This is a genomic window from Halosimplex halobium (assembly GCF_051414055.1).
GTDB classification, from domain to species: domain Archaea; phylum Halobacteriota; class Halobacteria; order Halobacteriales; family Haloarculaceae; genus Halosimplex; species Halosimplex halobium.
In genome coordinates this window covers 98,082-114,844 of the sequence record NZ_JBLKNX010000002.1, presented here as the reverse complement: position 1 = coordinate 114,844, position 16,763 = coordinate 98,082, and the positions used below count along the sequence as shown (strand labels likewise).

Genomic DNA, 16,763 nt, shown 5'->3' with positions numbered 1-16,763 from the left:
GCCGGGACCTGTCACTGGCCGGGCGGGTGCGAGGGGGCTACCCGCTCCCCTCTTCGCCGCGAGCGAGCAGGTCCGAGATGTCCAGCGTCGCGGCGGGGAGCCAGCCGAGCACGGCGGGGAGGTAGACGCCGAAGGTGCGGTCGAGGAGGACGACGACCGGCGCGAGCTCGGGCGCGACGCCGAGCGCGACGAGGACGGCCGTCGCCGAGGCCTCCGCGACGCCGACGCCACCGGGCGTCAGCGGCAGCACGGTCACGCTGTAGGCGGTCACGAGCACGACCGGCAGGGCGAGAACCGGCGAGAACTCCCCGCCCAGCCCCGTGAGCAACAGCCAGACGCGCAGCCCGGGACAGACCATCAGCGTCCCCGCCCAGCCGAGCGCGTACGGGCCGACGACCGAGGGCCGCGCCGACAGCCGGCGGAACACGCCCGCCGAGTCGGCGGTAAAGGAGGGCAGCGCGGCCGCGACGCCGGCGAGCCGGTCGCCGATCCTGGGGATCCGGCCCAGCAGCCCGCCCAGCCGGCTCGCCAGGCGGCCGGCCGCGTTCATCCGCCGGCCCGCGAGCAGGACGAGCACGCCGGCGACGAGGTAGACGCCCGTCGACAGCAGGATGACGAGCAGCCACCCGCCCCCGAGCCGGGGCGCGAACAGGCCCACTCCCGCGAGCGCGACCAGCCCGTAGAGGGCGGCGTAGAGGCCGGTGTTGAGTCCCGAGACGCTCACCGCTTCGGCCCAGTCGACCCCCGTGTAGTGGCGGACGACCAGCGGCGCGACCGAGTGGCCCGAGGCCTTCGAGGGGACGACGTGGTTGACGAACTTGATCACCAGGTCGACGTTCGCGCTCGTCCGGAAGTCCGTCGGCCCGAGCCCGTTCAACAGCGCGTACCACATCCCGAACCGCGAGCCGAACTCGACCGCGGTGACCGCGAGCACGCCGGCGATCACGACCGCGTCCAGCGTCGCCAGCTCCGCGGCCGTGGCCGACCAGTCGACCCCGCGGGCGACGTACCAGAACGCCCCGATCGCGACCGCCCACTGCAGCGCCGAGAGCGCCCGCCCCCGCCAGGACCGGCCCGCCGAATCGTCACCGGACGGACTTTCGGTTCCCTCGTCGTTCACGGCCGACCACTCCCCCTGGACGGCGTCCGTTCGCCCGACTCGACGGTATCGGCGAGGTCGCGGACGGTGACGAACTCGAACGGCTCGGCGAGGATCCGCCGGACGGCGCGTCGCATGTACGCGCCCGTCCGGACGTACACCCGTTTGGGCACCCCCTCGACCGCCGGGAGGTCGACCAGTTCCCACGGGTGGACGTACAGCACCGGCGCGACCCCACGCCGGGCGAGCAGCCGCATCCCGGCGAGCGTGTAGGAGACACCGAAAAATCGGATCCAGGTCCCCGTCAGCGGCAGGCGCAGACGGGGCATCACCGAGGTCGGGACTTCGGCGAACTCGTCCGGTGCGGTCGGGTCCACGGCGCTCGCCGGGACGGGCCGCTCGGCGTCGAACTCGCCGCCGTACCAGCCGGGGATCGACCGGCAGGGGACGACGCTGGAGTCGTACTCGTAGCCCAGGTCCGACAGCGTCCCGAAGTGGTCCGGCCCGAGGTCGAACGACGGCGCGCGGAACCCGGTGACCGGTTCGCCGGCGACCGCGGACAGTCGCTCCTTCGAGCGCGCGAGTTCCTCGCGGCGCTCGGTCTCGTCGAGTTCGGAGAGGTGCTGGTGGGTATGGGTGTGGGAGGCGACCTCGTGACCCTCCTCGGCGACGCGCTCGACGACCCGCGGGTGGTCGTCGGCGATGTCGCCGACGGTGAAGAACGTGCCCGCCGCGTCGGCGTCCGCGAAGGCGTCGAGCAGCGCCGTGACGCCGCCGAGCCCGACCGCCGGGCGGTCGGTGACCCCGCGGGCCCCGCGGTAGGCCGGCAGGTGGGTGAAGAACTCGAGGTCGACGGAGAGCGCGGCGCGTGGCTGTGACATCGGCGGGGAGGCTCGTCGTGGGGTACTCCCCCGGCCTACTTGGGCGATGCGCTTCGCCGGCGACCGACGTGGACCGGATTTCCGAGAAGGGTATCGGGAGCGACCATCGGTGGGTAGTCCGGTCGGCGTCAGGAGCGTCACGGGGGACCGGCAGATACAAATCGGGCGGCGTTCGTGATCCGTGGTGAACCAATGTCGCCGCTGGTGTCCGCCGACGCCCCCCTGGCAGCCCTCCCGGGGTTGAGCAACGAGGCGCTGACCCTGCTGTTCGCCGGGGTGGCGGCCGTCGTCCTCCTGTGGGGGTTCGAGCGCTACCGCACGACCTTCTCGCGGGCCGAGCTCGCCATCGCCCTCGGGGTCGCGCTCGGGCTGCTCACCGTCGCGTTCGCGCCCGGACTGTACGGCACGCTCGCCGGCGTCCTGAACCTCGAGAGCCGCTTCATCCTCATCCAGATCTTCGCCAACGTCACGTTCCTGGTGCTCATCTTCTACCTCGTCTCGCAGGTCAACACCAGCCAGCGGACGATCGGCGACCTCACGCGGAGCCTGGCCGTCCAGCAGGCCGACCCGGACGCGGACCTCGACGAACAGACGCTGTACGTCGTCGTCCCGGCCTACAACGAGGCCGACACGATCGGGACCGTCCTCGCGGCGCTGCCCGACCGGATCCACGACCACCTCGTCCGGGCGGTCGTCGTCTCCGACGGCTCCGACGATGCCACCCGGCGGGCCGCCGAAGAGTACGACGCTATCGTCGTCGAACACCCGATCAACCAGGGCCAGGGCGGGGCCCTCCAGACCGGCTTCGACATCGCCAGCGACCACGGCGCCGACATCGTCGTCACGATGGACGCCGACGGCCAGCACCCCGTCGACCAGCTCGACGACCTGGTCGCCCCCATCGTCGACGACGAGGCCGACTACGTGCTCGGGTCCCGCTACCGCGGCGAGGACAACTCCGGCAACTCGATCACCCGACGGGGCGGCATCCGCACGTTCACCTGGCTCATCAACCGCCTCGCCAAGACCGACATCACCGACTGCACCAACGGCTTCCGCGCCATCCGCGGCTCCCGGCTCGCCGAGCTCACGCTCACCGAGGAACGGTTCTCCGCACCCGAGCTCATCATCGAGTCCCGCAAGAACGGCCTGCGCATCGTGGAGGTCCCGGTGACCATCCACGAGCGGGAGGCCGGCGAGACCAAGAAGCCGAAGATCGGGTACGCCGTCGGCCTCGCCCGGACGATCTTCGTCACCTGGATCCGGTGAGCGACGGCGCAGCGAGCGGTCGGGGCGACCCGAACGGCCGACGGCCCTGGCGGCCGATGCGACCCTGACAGGCGGGACGCCCCTACTTGTAGCCCAGGTCCTTCAGGAGGCCGTCGATCTCCAGCCGTTCGCCGTCGCGGACGCCCTCCTCGGGGATCCGCGACCGGAGCTCCGAAGCGGTGGGTTCGTCCTCGACGGGATGGAGTTCGAGCGGGTCCGCGTCGAGGTCGTACAGTTCTGGCTCCCAGTCACGGTCGACGTACTCGACGTACTTGTGGCCCTCCGCGCGGACGGCGCGCTGCCAGTTGGCCTCGCGGACGAGCGACTTCCCGCAGGCGCGAATGTATGCGTCGCGGTCGGTCACCGATTCGGGGGGCAGCAGCGACTCGCCGTCGACCGGCCGGTCGTCACTCGGCTCGACGCGCAGGAGGTCGAGCAGCGTCGGCAGCACGTCGACCTGCCGGACCTGCGCGTCGACGGTGGCGTCGTCGACCCCGGGGCCGGAGAGGACGAACGGGACGTTCGAGACGAAGTCGAAGACGTTCTCGCCGTGGCCGTCCTCCATGAAGTGGTCGGGGACCGGCGGGTCGCGGTCGAACCGGCGCTTCAGGCGGCGTTCGAGCGCACGCGTGTCGAGTCCGAGCCCGTAGCGGAGTCCGGTCCGGAGGAACTTCGCGACCTTGTGGAGGTAGCTGTCGCGGTAGGCGATGGCCTCGCCGTGGTCGCCGTGGAGCGCGGTCACGGTGTTGGCCGGGACGTGGTCGTGGAACCGTTCGAGCGCGCGGTCGAGCGCCGAGAGGGTCCGCGCGTAGGGGTAGCGCCCGTACGCCGGGTCGTCGTAGCCGTCGGGGACGCGGACGGGGTCGTGGACCTCCCAGAGGTGGAGGTAACAGAAGAACGGCTCCTCCAGGCCCGCGACCGTCTCGACGGCCTCGTCGAACCAGTCGCCGACGAGCTCCTCGTTGCGGTCGCGGTAGGCGTACTCGTCGAAGCCGCGGTCGAGACCGGTATCGGCGACGATGGGTCCCGTGACCATCGCCGTCGTGTCGTAGCCGGCGGCCGAGAGGTGTTCGGCGAGCGTCGGGACCGACTCGTCGAGGCGGGCCTCCTCCAGCGAGTAGACGCCGTTGTGCTCGGAGTACGTGCCGGTCATGTAGCTGGCGACGCAGGGGGTCGTCGTCGTCGCCGTGGCGTACATCTCGCGGTAGTCGGTCCCGTCGGCGACGAGGCCGTCGATGAACGGCGTGTCTGCGTGGTCGGTGCCGACGAAGTCGCTGCGGAGGCAGTCGACGGTGACGAACAGGAGGTTCTTCCCCGACATGGCTACCCCGCGTCCGAGTAGCCCAGGTCGCGCAGCTGCGCCTCCACGTCCTCCGAGACGTCCGTGCGTTCGACCGTCACCTCGCCCTCGTCGTCGGTGATCGACACGTCGGCGTCGCGCGCGACGAGCTTGCGGTCGAAGTCCTGCCAGCAGACCGTCGCGCTGTCGTGCCACGGCGCGACCGTGAGCGTCTCGTCCGTCCCGGTCGCCGCGAGGTCGTTGCCCTGCCACGCGGTCGGGACCTCGGCGCCGACCGCGCCGGCGAGCGTCGGCGCGATGTCGAGCAGGCTACACCGGTCGCCGACGGTGTCGACCCCGTCGAGGACGACCGGCACGCGGATGATCGGGTCGGCGACCCTGCGGCGGTAGCCCTGGTGGTAGTAGTAGCCCTCCTCGCCGAACTCGTCGCCGTGGTCGGCCGCGAAGGCGAAGATCGGGTCCTCGCTGTCGATCCCTTCGACCACCCGCTCGACCCGGTCGTCGACGCGCCCGAGCGCGTCGCGGTAGGCGTCGAGGATGGTGCGGCGCTCCGCGTCCGTGACTTCCGAGGAGCCGAACCAGTGGCGGCCGCCGCTGGCCTCGGCCTTGCGGTCGACCGACCCCGGGATGGCGTCGTCGCCGCGGCCGTAGGGGCGGTGGCTCTCCATCTGGTGGACCCAGAGGAACCGGGGGCCGTCGGCGTCGTTGAACCGCTCGATCGCCTCGTCGACGACCGCGTCGTCGGCCGGGAGGTCGGCCATGTTCGCCTCCATCGGGTAGACCCGGCGGTAGACCTGCCGGACGATGTCGAACGAGCCGAGGAACTCGCGGAGGCCGCTGCGGCGGTTCTTCGCGGCGTTGCCGCTGCCGCTCATGTAGTTGTCGTAGTGGTCGAACCCGTCGTCGAAGCCGAAAGCGGGGTCGGCCTGGGCCGTCGGGACCAGGCCGATAGTCTCGTAGCCCGCCTCGGAGAGCACCTCGGCCAGCGAGGGCCCGATGACCCTGGACTGGACCGAGGCGCGCAGCCGCGACGACTGGAGGGCGGCGAGGCTGGGCCGGGTGTAGTGGCCGGCGGTCACGCCCGTCAGCACGTCGTGGCCGTCGACGAAGGGCATCGCGTCGACGAAGTCGCGGCGGACCGAGTCCGCGGTCAGGAGGACGACATCTCTCATTCGAAGCTCGTGCCGTCATTTTCCGGGAACCTATACAATCCCTTCGGAACCCGGTCCCGCCCGCGGCGCGAGCGAGCCCGGGCCGCTCGAATTCGGGACCGCTCGACGCAGAGCCGCTCCCGCCTCCGGGATCACCCGCCTGCGCGGACCGCGCGCCGGTCGGCGTCCGCCATCGTCCCGGTCCGCTCCTCGTGGGCCAGGATAACCACGTATCGCTCCTGCCCCTCGACCTCGGGGCGGAACACGGCCCGCATGAAGTCGTCGCGGAGCGTCTCGGTCCGCTCCCAGTGGCCGAACGTCGCGACCACCCGGTAGTCGTACTCCCCGGCGAGCAGCCCCTGAACGTAGGCCCGCCGCTCGGGGTAGCGGTGGTAGTCAGTGTCGGTCGGGTCGACGTAGGACAGCTCGTTCGCGGTGAGCTCGATGTAGGCGGGCTCGCGGTCGGGCCCGCTCGTCATCCACTCGGTGAACCGCGACTCGTTCAGGACGAGCGAGGAGCTGGACGTGGCCCGCTCCTCCCGGTAGTCGAAGTGGACCGTCTCCCGGCCGTGGGGCGTCCCAACGTCGGCGATTGAGTTCTCGTAGACCTCGACGCGGTCGCCGTCGTTCGTGTTCGTCGCGATCCACTCCGTCGCGCCGTCGCGCGGCTCGGTCAGGTAGCCGGCCCCGGCGACGCCGGCGATGAGCGCGCTCGACACGACGACGAGCGCGAGCGCCGCGCGGACGCCGGTCCGGACCTTCGGCCGGTCGACGTCCCACCAGCGACTGGCGGCCGCGCCGAACAGGACGAGCAGCGGCGGGAAGGTGGGGACGACGTGGCGCAGGCGGACGAACTCCCACCGCGAGTAGACCAGCAGGAAGACCGCTACCGAGGTGATCACCAGCCAGTAGAGGGGTTCGACCCTGGAGCGGCGGGTGACGAGGTGACGGGCGGTCGCGACCGCGCCGGCGACGGCGGCGAGGAACAGCGGGACCCCGAGCCCGCGGACGTACTGGCGGACCAGCCAGTAGGAGATCGGGGCGGTGAGCCCGCCGGACTTGCCGGTCTTCGAGGCGATCGACCCGGTCGCCCGCGCGAACAGCTCCAGCGGGCCGCCGAGTAGCACGCTCGGGATGGCGACGTAGATGGTGGCGGCGCCGACCGCGAGCCCGCCCAGCACGACCCGCGGCCGGGCCAGTTCGCCGAGCGGGTCGTCGCTGCGGGCCGCGCGGACGAGCAGCGCCACGCCGAGGACGACCGCGGCGACGCCCCCGGAGAGCTTGAACGCGACGGCGAGCCCGCCGGCGAACGAGCCGACCAGGAAGTCGGTCGCGCGCCCCTCGGCGACGTACCGGTTGGCCAGCAGGACGGTCGCGAGCAGCAGGAAGATCATCGGGATGTCCTCGCCGATCATGTGGGTCTGGGCGACGAAGCCGACCGACAGCGCGAGCGAGAGCGCCGCGACGCGGCCGGCGAAGCGGTCGCGGAGTTCGGTACCCAGGCGGTAAGTGAGGTAGACGCAGCCGACGCCGAGCGCGACGCTGACGAGGCGGCCGAGCAGGATGGCGAGCGTCCAGAACCACGCCGGCGCGGCGTGCCAGAGTTCCCATCGCGACTGGATCGTCCCGAGCGTCGCGAACTCCCCGAGCCGGCCGGTGGCGACGACGACCAGGAACACCGGGGCCAGCGTGGCCGCGTAGAGGTAGAACGTCGCGCCGAGCGCCCGGCCGTCCGTGACGCCCGCCCGGATCGACTCGAAGCTCGGCTCCGCGACGAACCGGCCGGCGACCTTCATCGGCTGGATGAGCCGGGAGTACTCGTCGGGCGCGGCGAAGTTCGGCAGCCGGAACCAGACGCCGAACCCGCAGGTCACCACCGCGAGCGCGAGCAGATAGGGGAGATACGGGTCCGCCGCGGCGTCCGACCGGACGCGACCGAGCGGCCGCCCCAGTAGCTCCCGTATCCGTGACATACGCCCCGGTTGTTCGGTCGGTGTCGAAAAGATTGCTATCTCCCGAGCGGCGCGAGTCCGGGGCCGCCACGGGCCGTCGGGCGGTCCGGAGCGAGGCGGGCGCGTATCAGAAAGGTTCTGAACCCCGCCGGTCACAGTGGGCCCATGAGCGATCGTCGTTCGAGCACGCGCCGCGTCGACGGGGTCGGCGGGTAACGATGCGGCTCGGCCGGACCACACTCTTTCACTTCGCCTCCCACGTCGTCGTCTCGCTCGCGGGGTTCGCGGCGACGTTCGCGATCGCCCGGCTCGGCGGTGCGGACCTTCTCGGTCTCTACGCGCCGGCCGTGGCGGTCGCCTTCTGGCTGAACATCCCCGCGACGGCCGTCGGCGACTCGCTCACGAAGCGGCTGAGCGAGGGGAGCGACCAGCGGGAGTTCCTCGCGACGGGCCTCGTGATGCTGGCCGGGATCGCCGTCGTCCTCGGGGTCGCCGTATTCTTCGGTACGCCGCTGGTCAACTGGCTCGTCGGCGCCGAGGTCGGCGGGGTCGTCGCGCTGCTCGTCGTCGGCAACGTGGCGTTCATCGGCATCAGAGCGGTACTCAACGGCGAGAAGAAGGTGGCCAGGGCCGCGGGAACGAAGTCTCTGGAGCGTATCGTCCGGTCGGCCCTGCAGATCGCGGCCGTCGCCGCCGGCTACGGCGTCACCGCGCTCGTCGCGGGTCACGCCGCCGCCCTGTTCGTCGGGACGCTGGCCGCCGTCGTCTTTGTCGACCTCTCGCCGGGCTGGCCGACCCGGCGGGCGGCGCGGAGTCTCTTCGACTTCGCCCGCTACACGTGGCTCAGCACGCTGAAGACCCGCGCGTTCAGCTGGATGGACACGGTCGTCCTCGCCGCGTTCGCGGTCGGGTCGACGCTCATCGGCGTCTACGAGGTGGCCTGGAGCCTCGCGTCGGTGTTCGCGCTCGTCGCGGTCTCGGTCAAGAGCACCCTCTTCCCGGAGATGAGCGAACTCGGCGTCGACGACGAACACGACCGCATCCACCACTTCCTCAACGAGGGGCTGGTGTTCACCGGCGTGTTCGTCATCCCCGGGCTGTTCGGCGCGTGGGCGCTCGGCGAGCGCGTCCTGCGCATCTACCGGCCCGAGTTCACGCAGGGCGCGCCGATCCTGGTGTTGCTCGTCTTCGCGCGGATGCTCGCGGCCTACGGCGAACAGTTCCTCAACGTCGTCAACGCGATCGATCGCCCCGACGTCGCCTTCCGCGTCAACCTCGCGTTCGCCGGCTCGAACCTCCTGCTGAACGTCGCGCTCATCTACCTGTACGGCTGGGTCGGCGCCGCCGTCGCGACCGTCCTCTCGGCCGGCGTCGGGCTCGTATACTCCTACGTTGCGCTCTCACGGCTTGTCGGGCGCCCGGACGTGCCGGTTCTCGAGATCGCCCGCCAGGCCGCCGCGGCCCTCGTGATGGTCGCGGTCGTCGTCCCGGTCCGCCCGGCCGTCCCGACGGGCAACTATCTGACCGTCGGACTAGTGCTGGCCGGTGCGGCGGTCTACACCGGGGTCCTGCTCGCCGTCTCAGGGCGGATCCGGTCGAAGGTCCGGGGACTGGCCGGCGTGTAGCGAGCGGTGCGGGACGGGTCCGAACGGAGCGGGACGGGTCCGAACGGAGCGGGACGGGTCCGAACGGAGCGGGCCAAGGTTCGTCGGAGAGACGGGACGGGGTCAGACTTCCATGTAGCCGAGCGCGGCCAGTTGCTCCTCGTCGGCGGCGTCGTCGGGGTCGCGGGTCCCGAGCGACTCCGTGCGGAAGAGCGGGTCGGGGATCTCGGCCTCGAACTCGTCGACGACGCCCGGACGCTCGTCCGCGAGGTCGGCGCGCTCGTCGGGGTCGGCCTCGAGGTCGAACAGGTGCCGGCGGTCGCCGTCGCGGATGTACTTCCAGCCGTCCCAGCGGCCGCCGACCACGGCCCTGTCGTCGATGGCCGCCGACCCGGTCGTGATTACCTTCCTGTCGTCGCCCTCGAAGAGATGGGTGCCGAGGAACGGGAGGTCGTCCGTGTCGAGGCCGTGCTCCCGGCAGATCGTCGGAGCGATGTCGAGTAATTCGCGGTCCTCCGCAATCGTCTCCCCGCCCGACCGGGACGCGAGCTTGGTGAACAGCGGGACGTTGATCAGCTCGTCGTACGGGAGGTTTCGGTGGAAGTACATCCCGTGGTCGTAGAACTCCTCGCCGTGGTCGGAGGTGAAGTAGATGTCCGTCTCCGCCCAGAGCCCGTCCGACTGCATGAAGTCGAACAGCCGGTCGAGATGCTCGGAACAGTACCGGAGATCGGAGTCGTAGAGGTCCTCGATGAGGCGGTTCTGGCCCATCGTCACGTCGTCGGGCGCGGTGCCGGCCGTCTCCATGAGCTCCATGATCGTCTCGTCGTCGGGCTGTTCGTCGAGGTACTCCGGGTCGGGGTCGTGGACGCCGTAGGGGCGGTGGCCCTCCATGTAGTGGACCCACAGGAAGAAGTCGTCGGGGGCCTCGCGGAGCCAGTCGATCACCTCGTCGGTCATCCGCTCGGCGCTGGTGTAGCCCTTGAACTCGTGGGTCGAGAACAGGCGGTCGTGGACGGACTCGGCGGCCTCGTAGAGCGGGCGCGAGACGCTGACCACCGGCTCGACGGCCCGCTTCGCGGCGTCGAGGACGGGCGAGTGGTTGGCCTGCTCGTAGAACTCGTCGCGGCCGAGGTCGGCGTACTCGTCGAACACGAGCGCGCCCTCGTTGTCCCTGAACCCCGTCAGCGTCCCGAGGCAGGCGGTGTGGGCGCCCGCGTCGCTGAGGGCTTCGGCGACTGTGGGCGACTCTCCGATCAGTTCGTGGCCGCGGTACTGCGACGTGTGAAAGGAGGGGATCGACATCCGCGTGTACGGCGCGTTCGAGAAGGCGTTCGGGAAGGTCGTCCCGTCGGCCGCCAGCCGGTCCAGCGCGGGCATCGTGTCGCGGTGGTAGCCGAACTGTCCGAGATGGGACTGCCTGACGGCGTCGACCGTTATCAGCAGGGAGGGCATACCAGATGTCATCGATATACTAACTTAATGGATACGGATCGTTCCAGCCGTCGGGCTCCAGTCCTGCGGTTCCGGGCCAGGAGCTGGGTCGGTAGATCCGCGCTACGGGCCGCGGTTCCGGGCCGGTGGGAGGGGCGTCCGACCGGGGGTCCGAACCGCCGGCTCGGGTCCGCGCTGTCGACTCAGAGGTAGCCGAGCCGCTTCAGCCGGTCCTCGGGGATGTCGTCGCCCCAGTCTTTCTCCTGGGCGTCGCCGAATCGGCTCTTGAACTCGGCCAGCGGGACCTCGAACACCTCCTCGACGCTCTCGTCGAAGGGCTCGTCGACTTCCTCCTGGCGGCAGGGGCGGTCTCGGTCGATACGGTAGACCGAGCGATCGCCGAACGAGTCCCAGACGTACTTGCGGTCGCCGTCGTAGACGGCGCGGATCATCCGGTCCCAGTAGTCGTAGTTCTCGACGTGGTCGGGCGGCGCGCCGCCGACGACCTCGGCGGGGACCCGGTCCCTGTAGGTCGTCGGCAGTTCGTCGTCGGCGAGGCCGGCCACGAGGGTCCGCAGGTCGAGGTGCGAGAAGTAGGTGTCGTCGGGTTCCCGGACGGACTCGGGGGCGTTGAACACGAGCAGCGGCACGTGCAGCAGCGACTCGGTGACGTTGCCGATGTGGCCGAGCATGCCGTCGTCGTCGGGGTAACAGAGGTTCTCGCCGTGGTCGGCAGTCACGACGACCGTCGTCTCCTCCTCGGTCTCGCGCTGGAGGCGCTCGACGAACGGGACGAGCTTGCGGTCGACGTAGCCGATCGACGCGGCGTAGGTGTCCCGGTAGTGCTGGACGTGCTCGTCGTAGCCATCGGGGTCCTCCAGGAGGCGGTTGTTGAACGGCACCGTCCGGTGCTTGTCGGACCACCAGTCGTTCGGAACGTCCTCGGCCCGGTAGAAGACGTTGTTCGCGTGGGGGTTGTGCGTCTCCATCAGGTTGACGAAGCCGAAGAAGGGCTCGCGGCCGGCCGTCGCGAGGTCGGTCGCGTGCGAGAGCTGCGTCCGGGTGCCGTAGTCCCACAGCCGCGGGACGGGCACGCCCTCCAGATAGTCGTTGGTCTTGAGCATCAGCCCGTTGGCGATGCTCCTGACCGTCTCGTCGTGGCCGAGCGCCTGCCTGAGGAACTCGTAGTAGCGGCGGACCCCCTCGGCGTCGACGTCGTGGAGGAACGAGTCGATCTCCTCGCCCTCGGCGAAGACGGCGTGGCGCGAGACGCTGGTGAACTCGTCGAAGTACTCGTCGAACCCGTACGGGCGGGCGACGAAGAGGTTGCTGCTGACGGCGAAGCGGTAGTGGTCGCGGAAGGCGTCGAACAGCGTGTCCTTGACGGGGATGTCGTCGTAGCTGGGGTCGTGGCTGTGCAGGCCCGAGACGTGCGGGAGCTCGCCGGTGAAGATGGCGCCGTGGCTGGAGGGGCTCCAGTTGCTCGCCGCGCGGCAGTGGTCGAAGGACACGTCCGCCGCGTCGGCCAGCCGGGGTGCGTGCTCGTCGAAGTAGTCTTTCCGGACGGAGTCGAGGACCACGAGGACGACGTTCCGCGCCATGTCCGCCCTGAGTTCGGCGGTGCAGTAATGTCTAACGGGTCGCTCGCGGTCGGCCCGCGATCGCGGGGGTGGGGAACCACGGCGGGAAACCGACGGGAGCGCCGCGGCGGGGAAACCGACGAGAGTCGCCCACGGTAGGGAAAACGACAAGATACTTGAGCTACGGCGGACTCCGGGACGGTAGATGACGCTGGTCGTGCTCGGCGTGGACGCGCTCGACCCGGACCTGGTCGACGCCGACGCCCACCCGAACCTCACCCTGGCGGCCCATCGCGCGATCGAGACGATCGACAGCCACGCGGGCGAGCCGAGCACGCACGAACTCTGGCCGACGATCATCACGGGGTTGCCCCCGTCGGAGCACGGGCTCGAACTCGGCGACGACGGCGTGGCGTGGGGCAACCCGGTACTGGAGTTCGGCAGCGCGGTCGCCGACTACCTGCTGCCCGACTCGCTGCAGACCCGCCTCGGCGCCTGGCTGCTGACCAACACCGACACCGACGCCTTCCGGACGCCGGCCACCTACTACGCCGACAACGACCTCACGACCGTCTTCGACGGCCGCGAGGCGGAGCCGATCGGCGTCCCGAACTACGTGGTCGACCCTGACAGCGAGGACCGCGAACACGCCCTCCGGCGGAGCCTGGGGAACCTGTTCGAGCGCGACCCCGAGGCGACCGGCGGCCACACCTCCTCGGACCCCGAGACGTTCTACGAGCAGTGCATGGAGATGGCGATGATACGGATCGCCCGGGCGCGGCGGGCCTACCGCGGCGGCCGCCACGAGCTCGTCTTCGCCTACACGAGCGGACTCGACCTGATCGGCCACGTGACCTACGACCGGCCGGAACTGCAGCGGGCCGCCTACGACGAGGTCGACGAGTTCGTCGGCGAACTCCGCGCGGACCTCGGGGACGACGACGAACTCCTGCTGGTCAGCGACCACGGCCTGCAGGACGGCGTCCACACTCACGAGGCGATGGTCGCCGCGACCGACGGGTCGCTCGTCGAGTCGATCGAGAGCGTCACGGACGTGCGGGCGGCCATCGACGCGGAACTCGACGGGACAGACCACTCGGGGACGCCGACCCACCGCCCTGCCGCCGGCGGGGGCGACGGCGTCGGCGGGGACCGCGTGAAAGAGCAGCTGGAAGACCTCGGGTACATGTGACATGACGAACATCGCACTGGTGGTGATGGACACGCTGCGGAAGGACTCGTTCGACGAGCACTTCGACTGGCTCCCGGGCGCGCGATACGAGAACGCGTGGTCGCCGGGCGGGTGGACCGTCCCGGTCCACGCGACGCTGTTCGGCGGGTTGTACTCGAGCGAGCTCGGCGTCTACGCCAAGACCACGACGCTCGACTGCGAGAAGCCCGTCCTCGCGGAGCACCTCTCGCGAGCCGGCTACACGACCCGCGGGTTCAGCGCCAACGCCAACATCGCGGACGCCTTCCAGTTCACCCGCGGGTTCGACGAGTTCCACCACAGCTGGCGGGGCCGCCGGCGCGACCCCGACATCGTCGACTGGGCGGAGTTCATCTCCGAGACGCGCGGCGAGGGGCCGACGCGGTTCCTCAGGGCAGTCAAACGCTGTTTCGCCGACGACGTCGACACCGTCGAGTCGCTGAAGTTCGGCGTCAGGATGAAGGCACGCGACCTGGGGATCGCCTCGATCGCCGGCGAAGACGACGGCGCCAGCGAGGTCCTCGACCTCGTCGAGTCGACCGACTTCGGCGACGACGAGTTCCTCTTCGTGAACCTGATGGAGGCCCACGGGCCGTACAACGCCCCGGAGGGGTACCGGAGCGTCGACGTCTCGGCAAACCCCAGCTTCGAGGAGACGGTCGGCGACGGCCCCGAGGCGGACCCGGCGGACGTGCGCCAGGCCTACGAGGACTGCGTCCGGTATCTCTCGGACATCTATCGGGACATCTTCGCGGCGCTCCGCGAGGAGTTCGACGTGGTCGTGACGGTGTCGGACCACGGCGAGATGTTCGGCGAGGACGGCGTCTGGGGGCACAACCACGGGCTCTACCCCGAACTCACGCACGTGCCGCTGACCATATGGGACGGCGGGGACGCCGTCGAGACCCGCGAGGAGACGGTGGGCCTGCTCGACGTCTACCGGACGGTGCTGTCGGCGGCCGGCGTGGACGACGAGGAGGCGCGCGGCCGCGACCTGCGCGCCGACCGCGGGTCGCGCTCGTATCTCACCGAGCGCCACGGGCTCCGCTCCGAGCGGATCTCCCACCTCCGGAACCAGGGGTACGACGAGGCGACCGTCGAGCGCTACGACGCGCCGCTCAACGGCGCCGTCCTCGAGGACGGTGGTTACGGCTGCGAGACGCTCGACGGCTTCCGGACGTGGGACGGCGCCGACGAGGCGACGGTCTGGGCGGCCATCGACGACATCGTCGACACGCTCGCCGTCAGGGACGTGGCGCTCGGCGAGGACCAGGACCTCCCGAGCGACGTGGAGGAGCGGCTCTCGGAACTCGGCTACGTCTAGACGGATTCTGACGGTGCCGGTGAGCGCCTGCTACGGCGACAGCGGTCGCCGACCGCGCGCTACAGCGGCGGCCGGCCCTGGAGCTTGCGGACGAACTGCCGCGCGTCGGTCACCTTCGCCTGCAGTTCGAGGGGGAGCCGCGTCAGCAGTCGCTTCGCGAGCAGTTCGGCGACGCGGCCGTCCGAGGGGAGCCGGTCCTGGGTCTCAAGCCACTCGAGCTGGCCGTAGACGATCTGGCGGTAGCCCCACTTGTCGAGGAAGTACTCGCGGGCGTCCATCAGGCGTTCGCGCTTGTTCCGGTTGGCGGTGTAGGAGCTGCCGCCGCCGGGATAGTGGGGGAACTGCACCGCCGGACAGCAGCCGAACCGCCAGTCGGTCCGGCGCTTGTGGCCGACGTAGAAGTCGAGGTGGGGTTTGCCCTGCTGGAGCTGGGGGTCCCAGGCGTAGTCCTCGACGCACTCCCGGCGGAAGGCCGCGACGTTCTGGAGGAAGTCGAACTCGACGAGCGGCTGGCCGGCGACGAGCTCCGCCTCCTTGCCGCGGATGTCGCGGACGAGGATGTCCCCCCGCTCGTAGAGGTCGTGGCAGGTCCCGCGCAGCCCGCCGTGCTCGAAGAGGAGCCCGCAGACGCCGCCGAACTCGGGTCGGGCCTCCAGCTGGTCGACGAGCGTCGCCACGTTTCCCGGGATCGTGTGGTCGCTGTCGGCGATGACCAGGTAGTCCTCGTCGAGCCGGTCGACGATGCTCCGCCGGCAGTTCCCCAGCCCGGAGTCGTACTCGACGTCGATGGGGACCAAGTCGAACGCGAACTCGGAGTCGTAGAGGTCGCGCCGCTCGTCGGTGTGGCCGTTGTCGGCGACGTAGACGGTGTCGACGGGGACGTTCTCGGCCGATTCGAGGAGGTTCCGGAGCTTCTCGGTCCGCTCGTAGACGGGGACACCGAGGGCGACTGACGCGCCTGCGATCATTGCGGGCTCACCGTTCTCGGGAGCCGGTTCCGCGGGCCCGCCAATGAAGATTCCCTTTCGACGCGGCCGCGTCGCCGCACGGACCCGTCACCCCTCGCGGTCGGCGACGCTCTCGTGGTCCCAGATGAGGTCGAAGTACCGCTTCAGGCCGGCGACGAAGGCGCCGTTGTCGGTGATCGCGGCCTGGCGCATGTGGTTGGGCACGTCCTCCTCCTCGACGAGGAGGATGGCCGACCCCGTCTCGTAGTCGGGGCTCGGGTCGACGACGTGGCCGCGGAAGGGGAGCTTCCCCGTCGAGAAGCGGATCTCGACCGCGGGGTACTCCGCGCGGATCCGCTCGACGATCTCCCGCTGGATGGCGGGCTCGTCGCGCGGGTCCGTCGAGAGGAAGTCGGGGACGAGCATCAGGACCGAGACGTCGACGCCCCGCTCCAGCGCGTCGGCGAGGCCGGGCTCGACCGAGTCGAAGTACTCGAAGCTCTTGGTGACGACGTCGACCTCCTCGTCGGCCTCGTGGTAGAGCCGCCGGGTCTCCCGTTCGCTGGGTTCGCCCACGTCGACGACGTGGAACAGCTCCTCTGTCGGGGTCACGTCCTCGCTGGCCCGCTCGTAACGGGGGCGGAACTCCGCGAGGAAGTCCTCGCGCAGGTCCTCGATGGCAGCGGCGAACGCCTCGAAGTCCTGGCGGTGGTTCTCGACGGCGCGGTCGAGGATCGCTTCCGGGGGTTTGGGCTGGTACTCCTTCGGCCGCCCGGGGATGACCTCGACGAACCCGCGGTCGGACAGCGAGTCGAGGACGCCGTAGATCCGGGCCTTCGGGATGTCCGTCGCCTCGGCGAGGTTCGGCGCCGTCGTCTTCCCGAGCGAGAGCAGCTCCCGCAGCGCCGTCTCCTCGTACTCGGTCAGCCCCAGCCGGTCGAAGACCGCGCTCCCGTCACCGCTCATGGTACCGCCCGGTTCGCCGCCCGGGCTTAAAATGCCCCCGAAAGGT

13 protein-coding genes are annotated in these 16,763 nt (G+C 70.5%); 4 read left to right on the top strand and 9 right to left on the bottom strand.

Going from position 1 to position 16,763, the window contains the following annotated elements:
- Positions 1-37 precede the first annotated feature (37 nt).
- Together ACMGFG_RS03040 and ACMGFG_RS03035 are read right to left on the bottom strand one after the other, a co-directional pair.
- Positions 38-1,120, bottom strand: a complete 1,083-nt coding sequence (locus tag ACMGFG_RS03040; protein ID WP_436928883.1) for a lysylphosphatidylglycerol synthase transmembrane domain-containing protein — start codon at positions 1,118-1,120, stop codon at positions 38-40.
- The gene (locus ACMGFG_RS03035) at positions 1,117-1,980 is read right to left on the bottom strand and encodes a polysaccharide deacetylase family protein (protein WP_436928882.1); all 864 of its coding nucleotides are present in this window, start codon (positions 1,978-1,980) and stop codon (positions 1,117-1,119) included. The genes ACMGFG_RS03040 and ACMGFG_RS03035 overlap by 4 nt, the downstream gene beginning before the upstream one ends.
- A 192-nt stretch (positions 1,981-2,172) precedes the next feature.
- Between ACMGFG_RS03035 and ACMGFG_RS03030 the strand changes: the two genes are divergently transcribed.
- Positions 2,173-3,249 (top strand): DUF2304 family protein, encoded by a 1,077-nt coding sequence (locus ACMGFG_RS03030; protein WP_436928881.1) that lies wholly within the window; start codon positions 2,173-2,175, stop codon positions 3,247-3,249.
- 82 nt (positions 3,250-3,331) lie between these two features.
- Here the strand turns inward: ACMGFG_RS03030 and ACMGFG_RS03025 are convergent, their stop codons facing one another.
- The 3 genes from ACMGFG_RS03025 to ACMGFG_RS03015 form a co-directional block, all read right to left on the bottom strand.
- Positions 3,332-4,570 (bottom strand): sulfatase family protein, encoded by a 1,239-nt coding sequence (locus tag ACMGFG_RS03025; RefSeq protein WP_436928880.1) that lies wholly within the window; start codon positions 4,568-4,570, stop codon positions 3,332-3,334.
- A gap of 2 nt (positions 4,571-4,572) precedes the next feature.
- Entirely contained in the window at positions 4,573-5,721 is a 1,149-nt protein-coding gene (locus ACMGFG_RS03020; RefSeq protein ID WP_436928879.1) for a sulfatase-like hydrolase/transferase, read from the bottom strand.
- A gap of 131 nt (positions 5,722-5,852) precedes the next feature.
- Positions 5,853-7,673: an ArnT family glycosyltransferase gene (locus tag ACMGFG_RS03015; protein ID WP_436928878.1), complete on the bottom strand. Its 1,821-nt coding sequence runs from the start codon at positions 7,671-7,673 to the stop codon at positions 5,853-5,855.
- 197 nt (positions 7,674-7,870) lie between these two features.
- Between ACMGFG_RS03015 and ACMGFG_RS03010 the strand changes: the two genes are divergently transcribed.
- On the top strand, positions 7,871-9,277 hold the full coding sequence (locus tag ACMGFG_RS03010) for an oligosaccharide flippase family protein (RefSeq protein WP_436928877.1): 1,407 nt from the start codon (positions 7,871-7,873) through the stop codon (positions 9,275-9,277).
- 102 nt (positions 9,278-9,379) lie between these two features.
- Here ACMGFG_RS03010 and ACMGFG_RS03005 read toward each other — a convergent pair whose 3' ends face one another.
- Entirely contained in the window at positions 9,380-10,711 is a 1,332-nt protein-coding gene (locus tag ACMGFG_RS03005) for a sulfatase family protein (protein ID WP_436928876.1), read from the bottom strand.
- Positions 10,712-10,893: 182 nt separating this feature from the next.
- The gene (locus ACMGFG_RS03000; RefSeq protein WP_436928875.1) at positions 10,894-12,291 is read right to left on the bottom strand and encodes a sulfatase-like hydrolase/transferase; all 1,398 of its coding nucleotides are present in this window, start codon (positions 12,289-12,291) and stop codon (positions 10,894-10,896) included.
- 184 nt (positions 12,292-12,475) lie between these two features.
- Between ACMGFG_RS03000 and ACMGFG_RS02995 the strand changes: the two genes are divergently transcribed.
- Both ACMGFG_RS02995 and ACMGFG_RS02990 read left to right on the top strand, forming a co-directional pair.
- Positions 12,476-13,462, top strand: coding sequence for an alkaline phosphatase family protein (locus ACMGFG_RS02995; protein WP_436928874.1), 987 nt, complete (start codon positions 12,476-12,478; stop codon positions 13,460-13,462).
- Position 13,463: 1 nt separating this feature from the next.
- On the top strand, positions 13,464-14,804 hold the full coding sequence (locus tag ACMGFG_RS02990; RefSeq protein ID WP_436928873.1) for a sulfatase-like hydrolase/transferase: 1,341 nt from the start codon (positions 13,464-13,466) through the stop codon (positions 14,802-14,804).
- 59 nt (positions 14,805-14,863) lie between these two features.
- On the opposite strand, the gene ACMGFG_RS02985 is transcribed toward ACMGFG_RS02990, so the two are convergent.
- A complete protein-coding gene (locus ACMGFG_RS02985; RefSeq protein WP_436928872.1) occupies positions 14,864-15,772 on the bottom strand; it encodes a glycosyltransferase family A protein in 909 nt (302 codons plus the stop codon).
- Between the two features lie 87 nt (positions 15,773-15,859).
- Positions 15,860-16,717, bottom strand: coding sequence for a TrmB family transcriptional regulator (locus ACMGFG_RS02980; RefSeq protein ID WP_436928871.1), 858 nt, complete (start codon positions 16,715-16,717; stop codon positions 15,860-15,862).
- Positions 16,718-16,763 lie beyond the last annotated feature (46 nt).

Coding starts and splice junctions, on each gene's coding strand:
- ACMGFG_RS03035 (WP_436928882.1), bottom strand. CDS start 1,980: ATGTCACAGCCACGCGCCGCGCTCTCCGTCGACCTCGAGTTCTTCACC.
- ACMGFG_RS03030 (WP_436928881.1), top strand. CDS start 2,173: ATGTCGCCGCTGGTGTCCGCCGACGCCCCCCTGGCAGCCCTCCCGGGG.
- ACMGFG_RS03025 (WP_436928880.1), bottom strand. CDS start 4,570: ATGTCGGGGAAGAACCTCCTGTTCGTCACCGTCGACTGCCTCCGCAGC.
- ACMGFG_RS03020 (WP_436928879.1), bottom strand. CDS start 5,721: ATGAGAGATGTCGTCCTCCTGACCGCGGACTCGGTCCGCCGCGACTTC.
- ACMGFG_RS03015 (WP_436928878.1), bottom strand. CDS start 7,673: ATGTCACGGATACGGGAGCTACTGGGGCGGCCGCTCGGTCGCGTCCGG.
- ACMGFG_RS03010 (WP_436928877.1), top strand. CDS start 7,871: ATGCGGCTCGGCCGGACCACACTCTTTCACTTCGCCTCCCACGTCGTC.
- ACMGFG_RS03005 (WP_436928876.1), bottom strand. CDS start 10,711: ATGCCCTCCCTGCTGATAACGGTCGACGCCGTCAGGCAGTCCCATCTC.
- ACMGFG_RS03000 (WP_436928875.1), bottom strand. CDS start 12,291: ATGGCGCGGAACGTCGTCCTCGTGGTCCTCGACTCCGTCCGGAAAGAC.
- ACMGFG_RS02995 (WP_436928874.1), top strand. CDS start 12,476: ATGACGCTGGTCGTGCTCGGCGTGGACGCGCTCGACCCGGACCTGGTC.
- ACMGFG_RS02990 (WP_436928873.1), top strand. CDS start 13,464: ATGACGAACATCGCACTGGTGGTGATGGACACGCTGCGGAAGGACTCG.
- ACMGFG_RS02985 (WP_436928872.1), bottom strand. CDS start 15,772: ATGATCGCAGGCGCGTCAGTCGCCCTCGGTGTCCCCGTCTACGAGCGG.
- ACMGFG_RS02980 (WP_436928871.1), bottom strand. CDS start 16,717: ATGAGCGGTGACGGGAGCGCGGTCTTCGACCGGCTGGGGCTGACCGAG.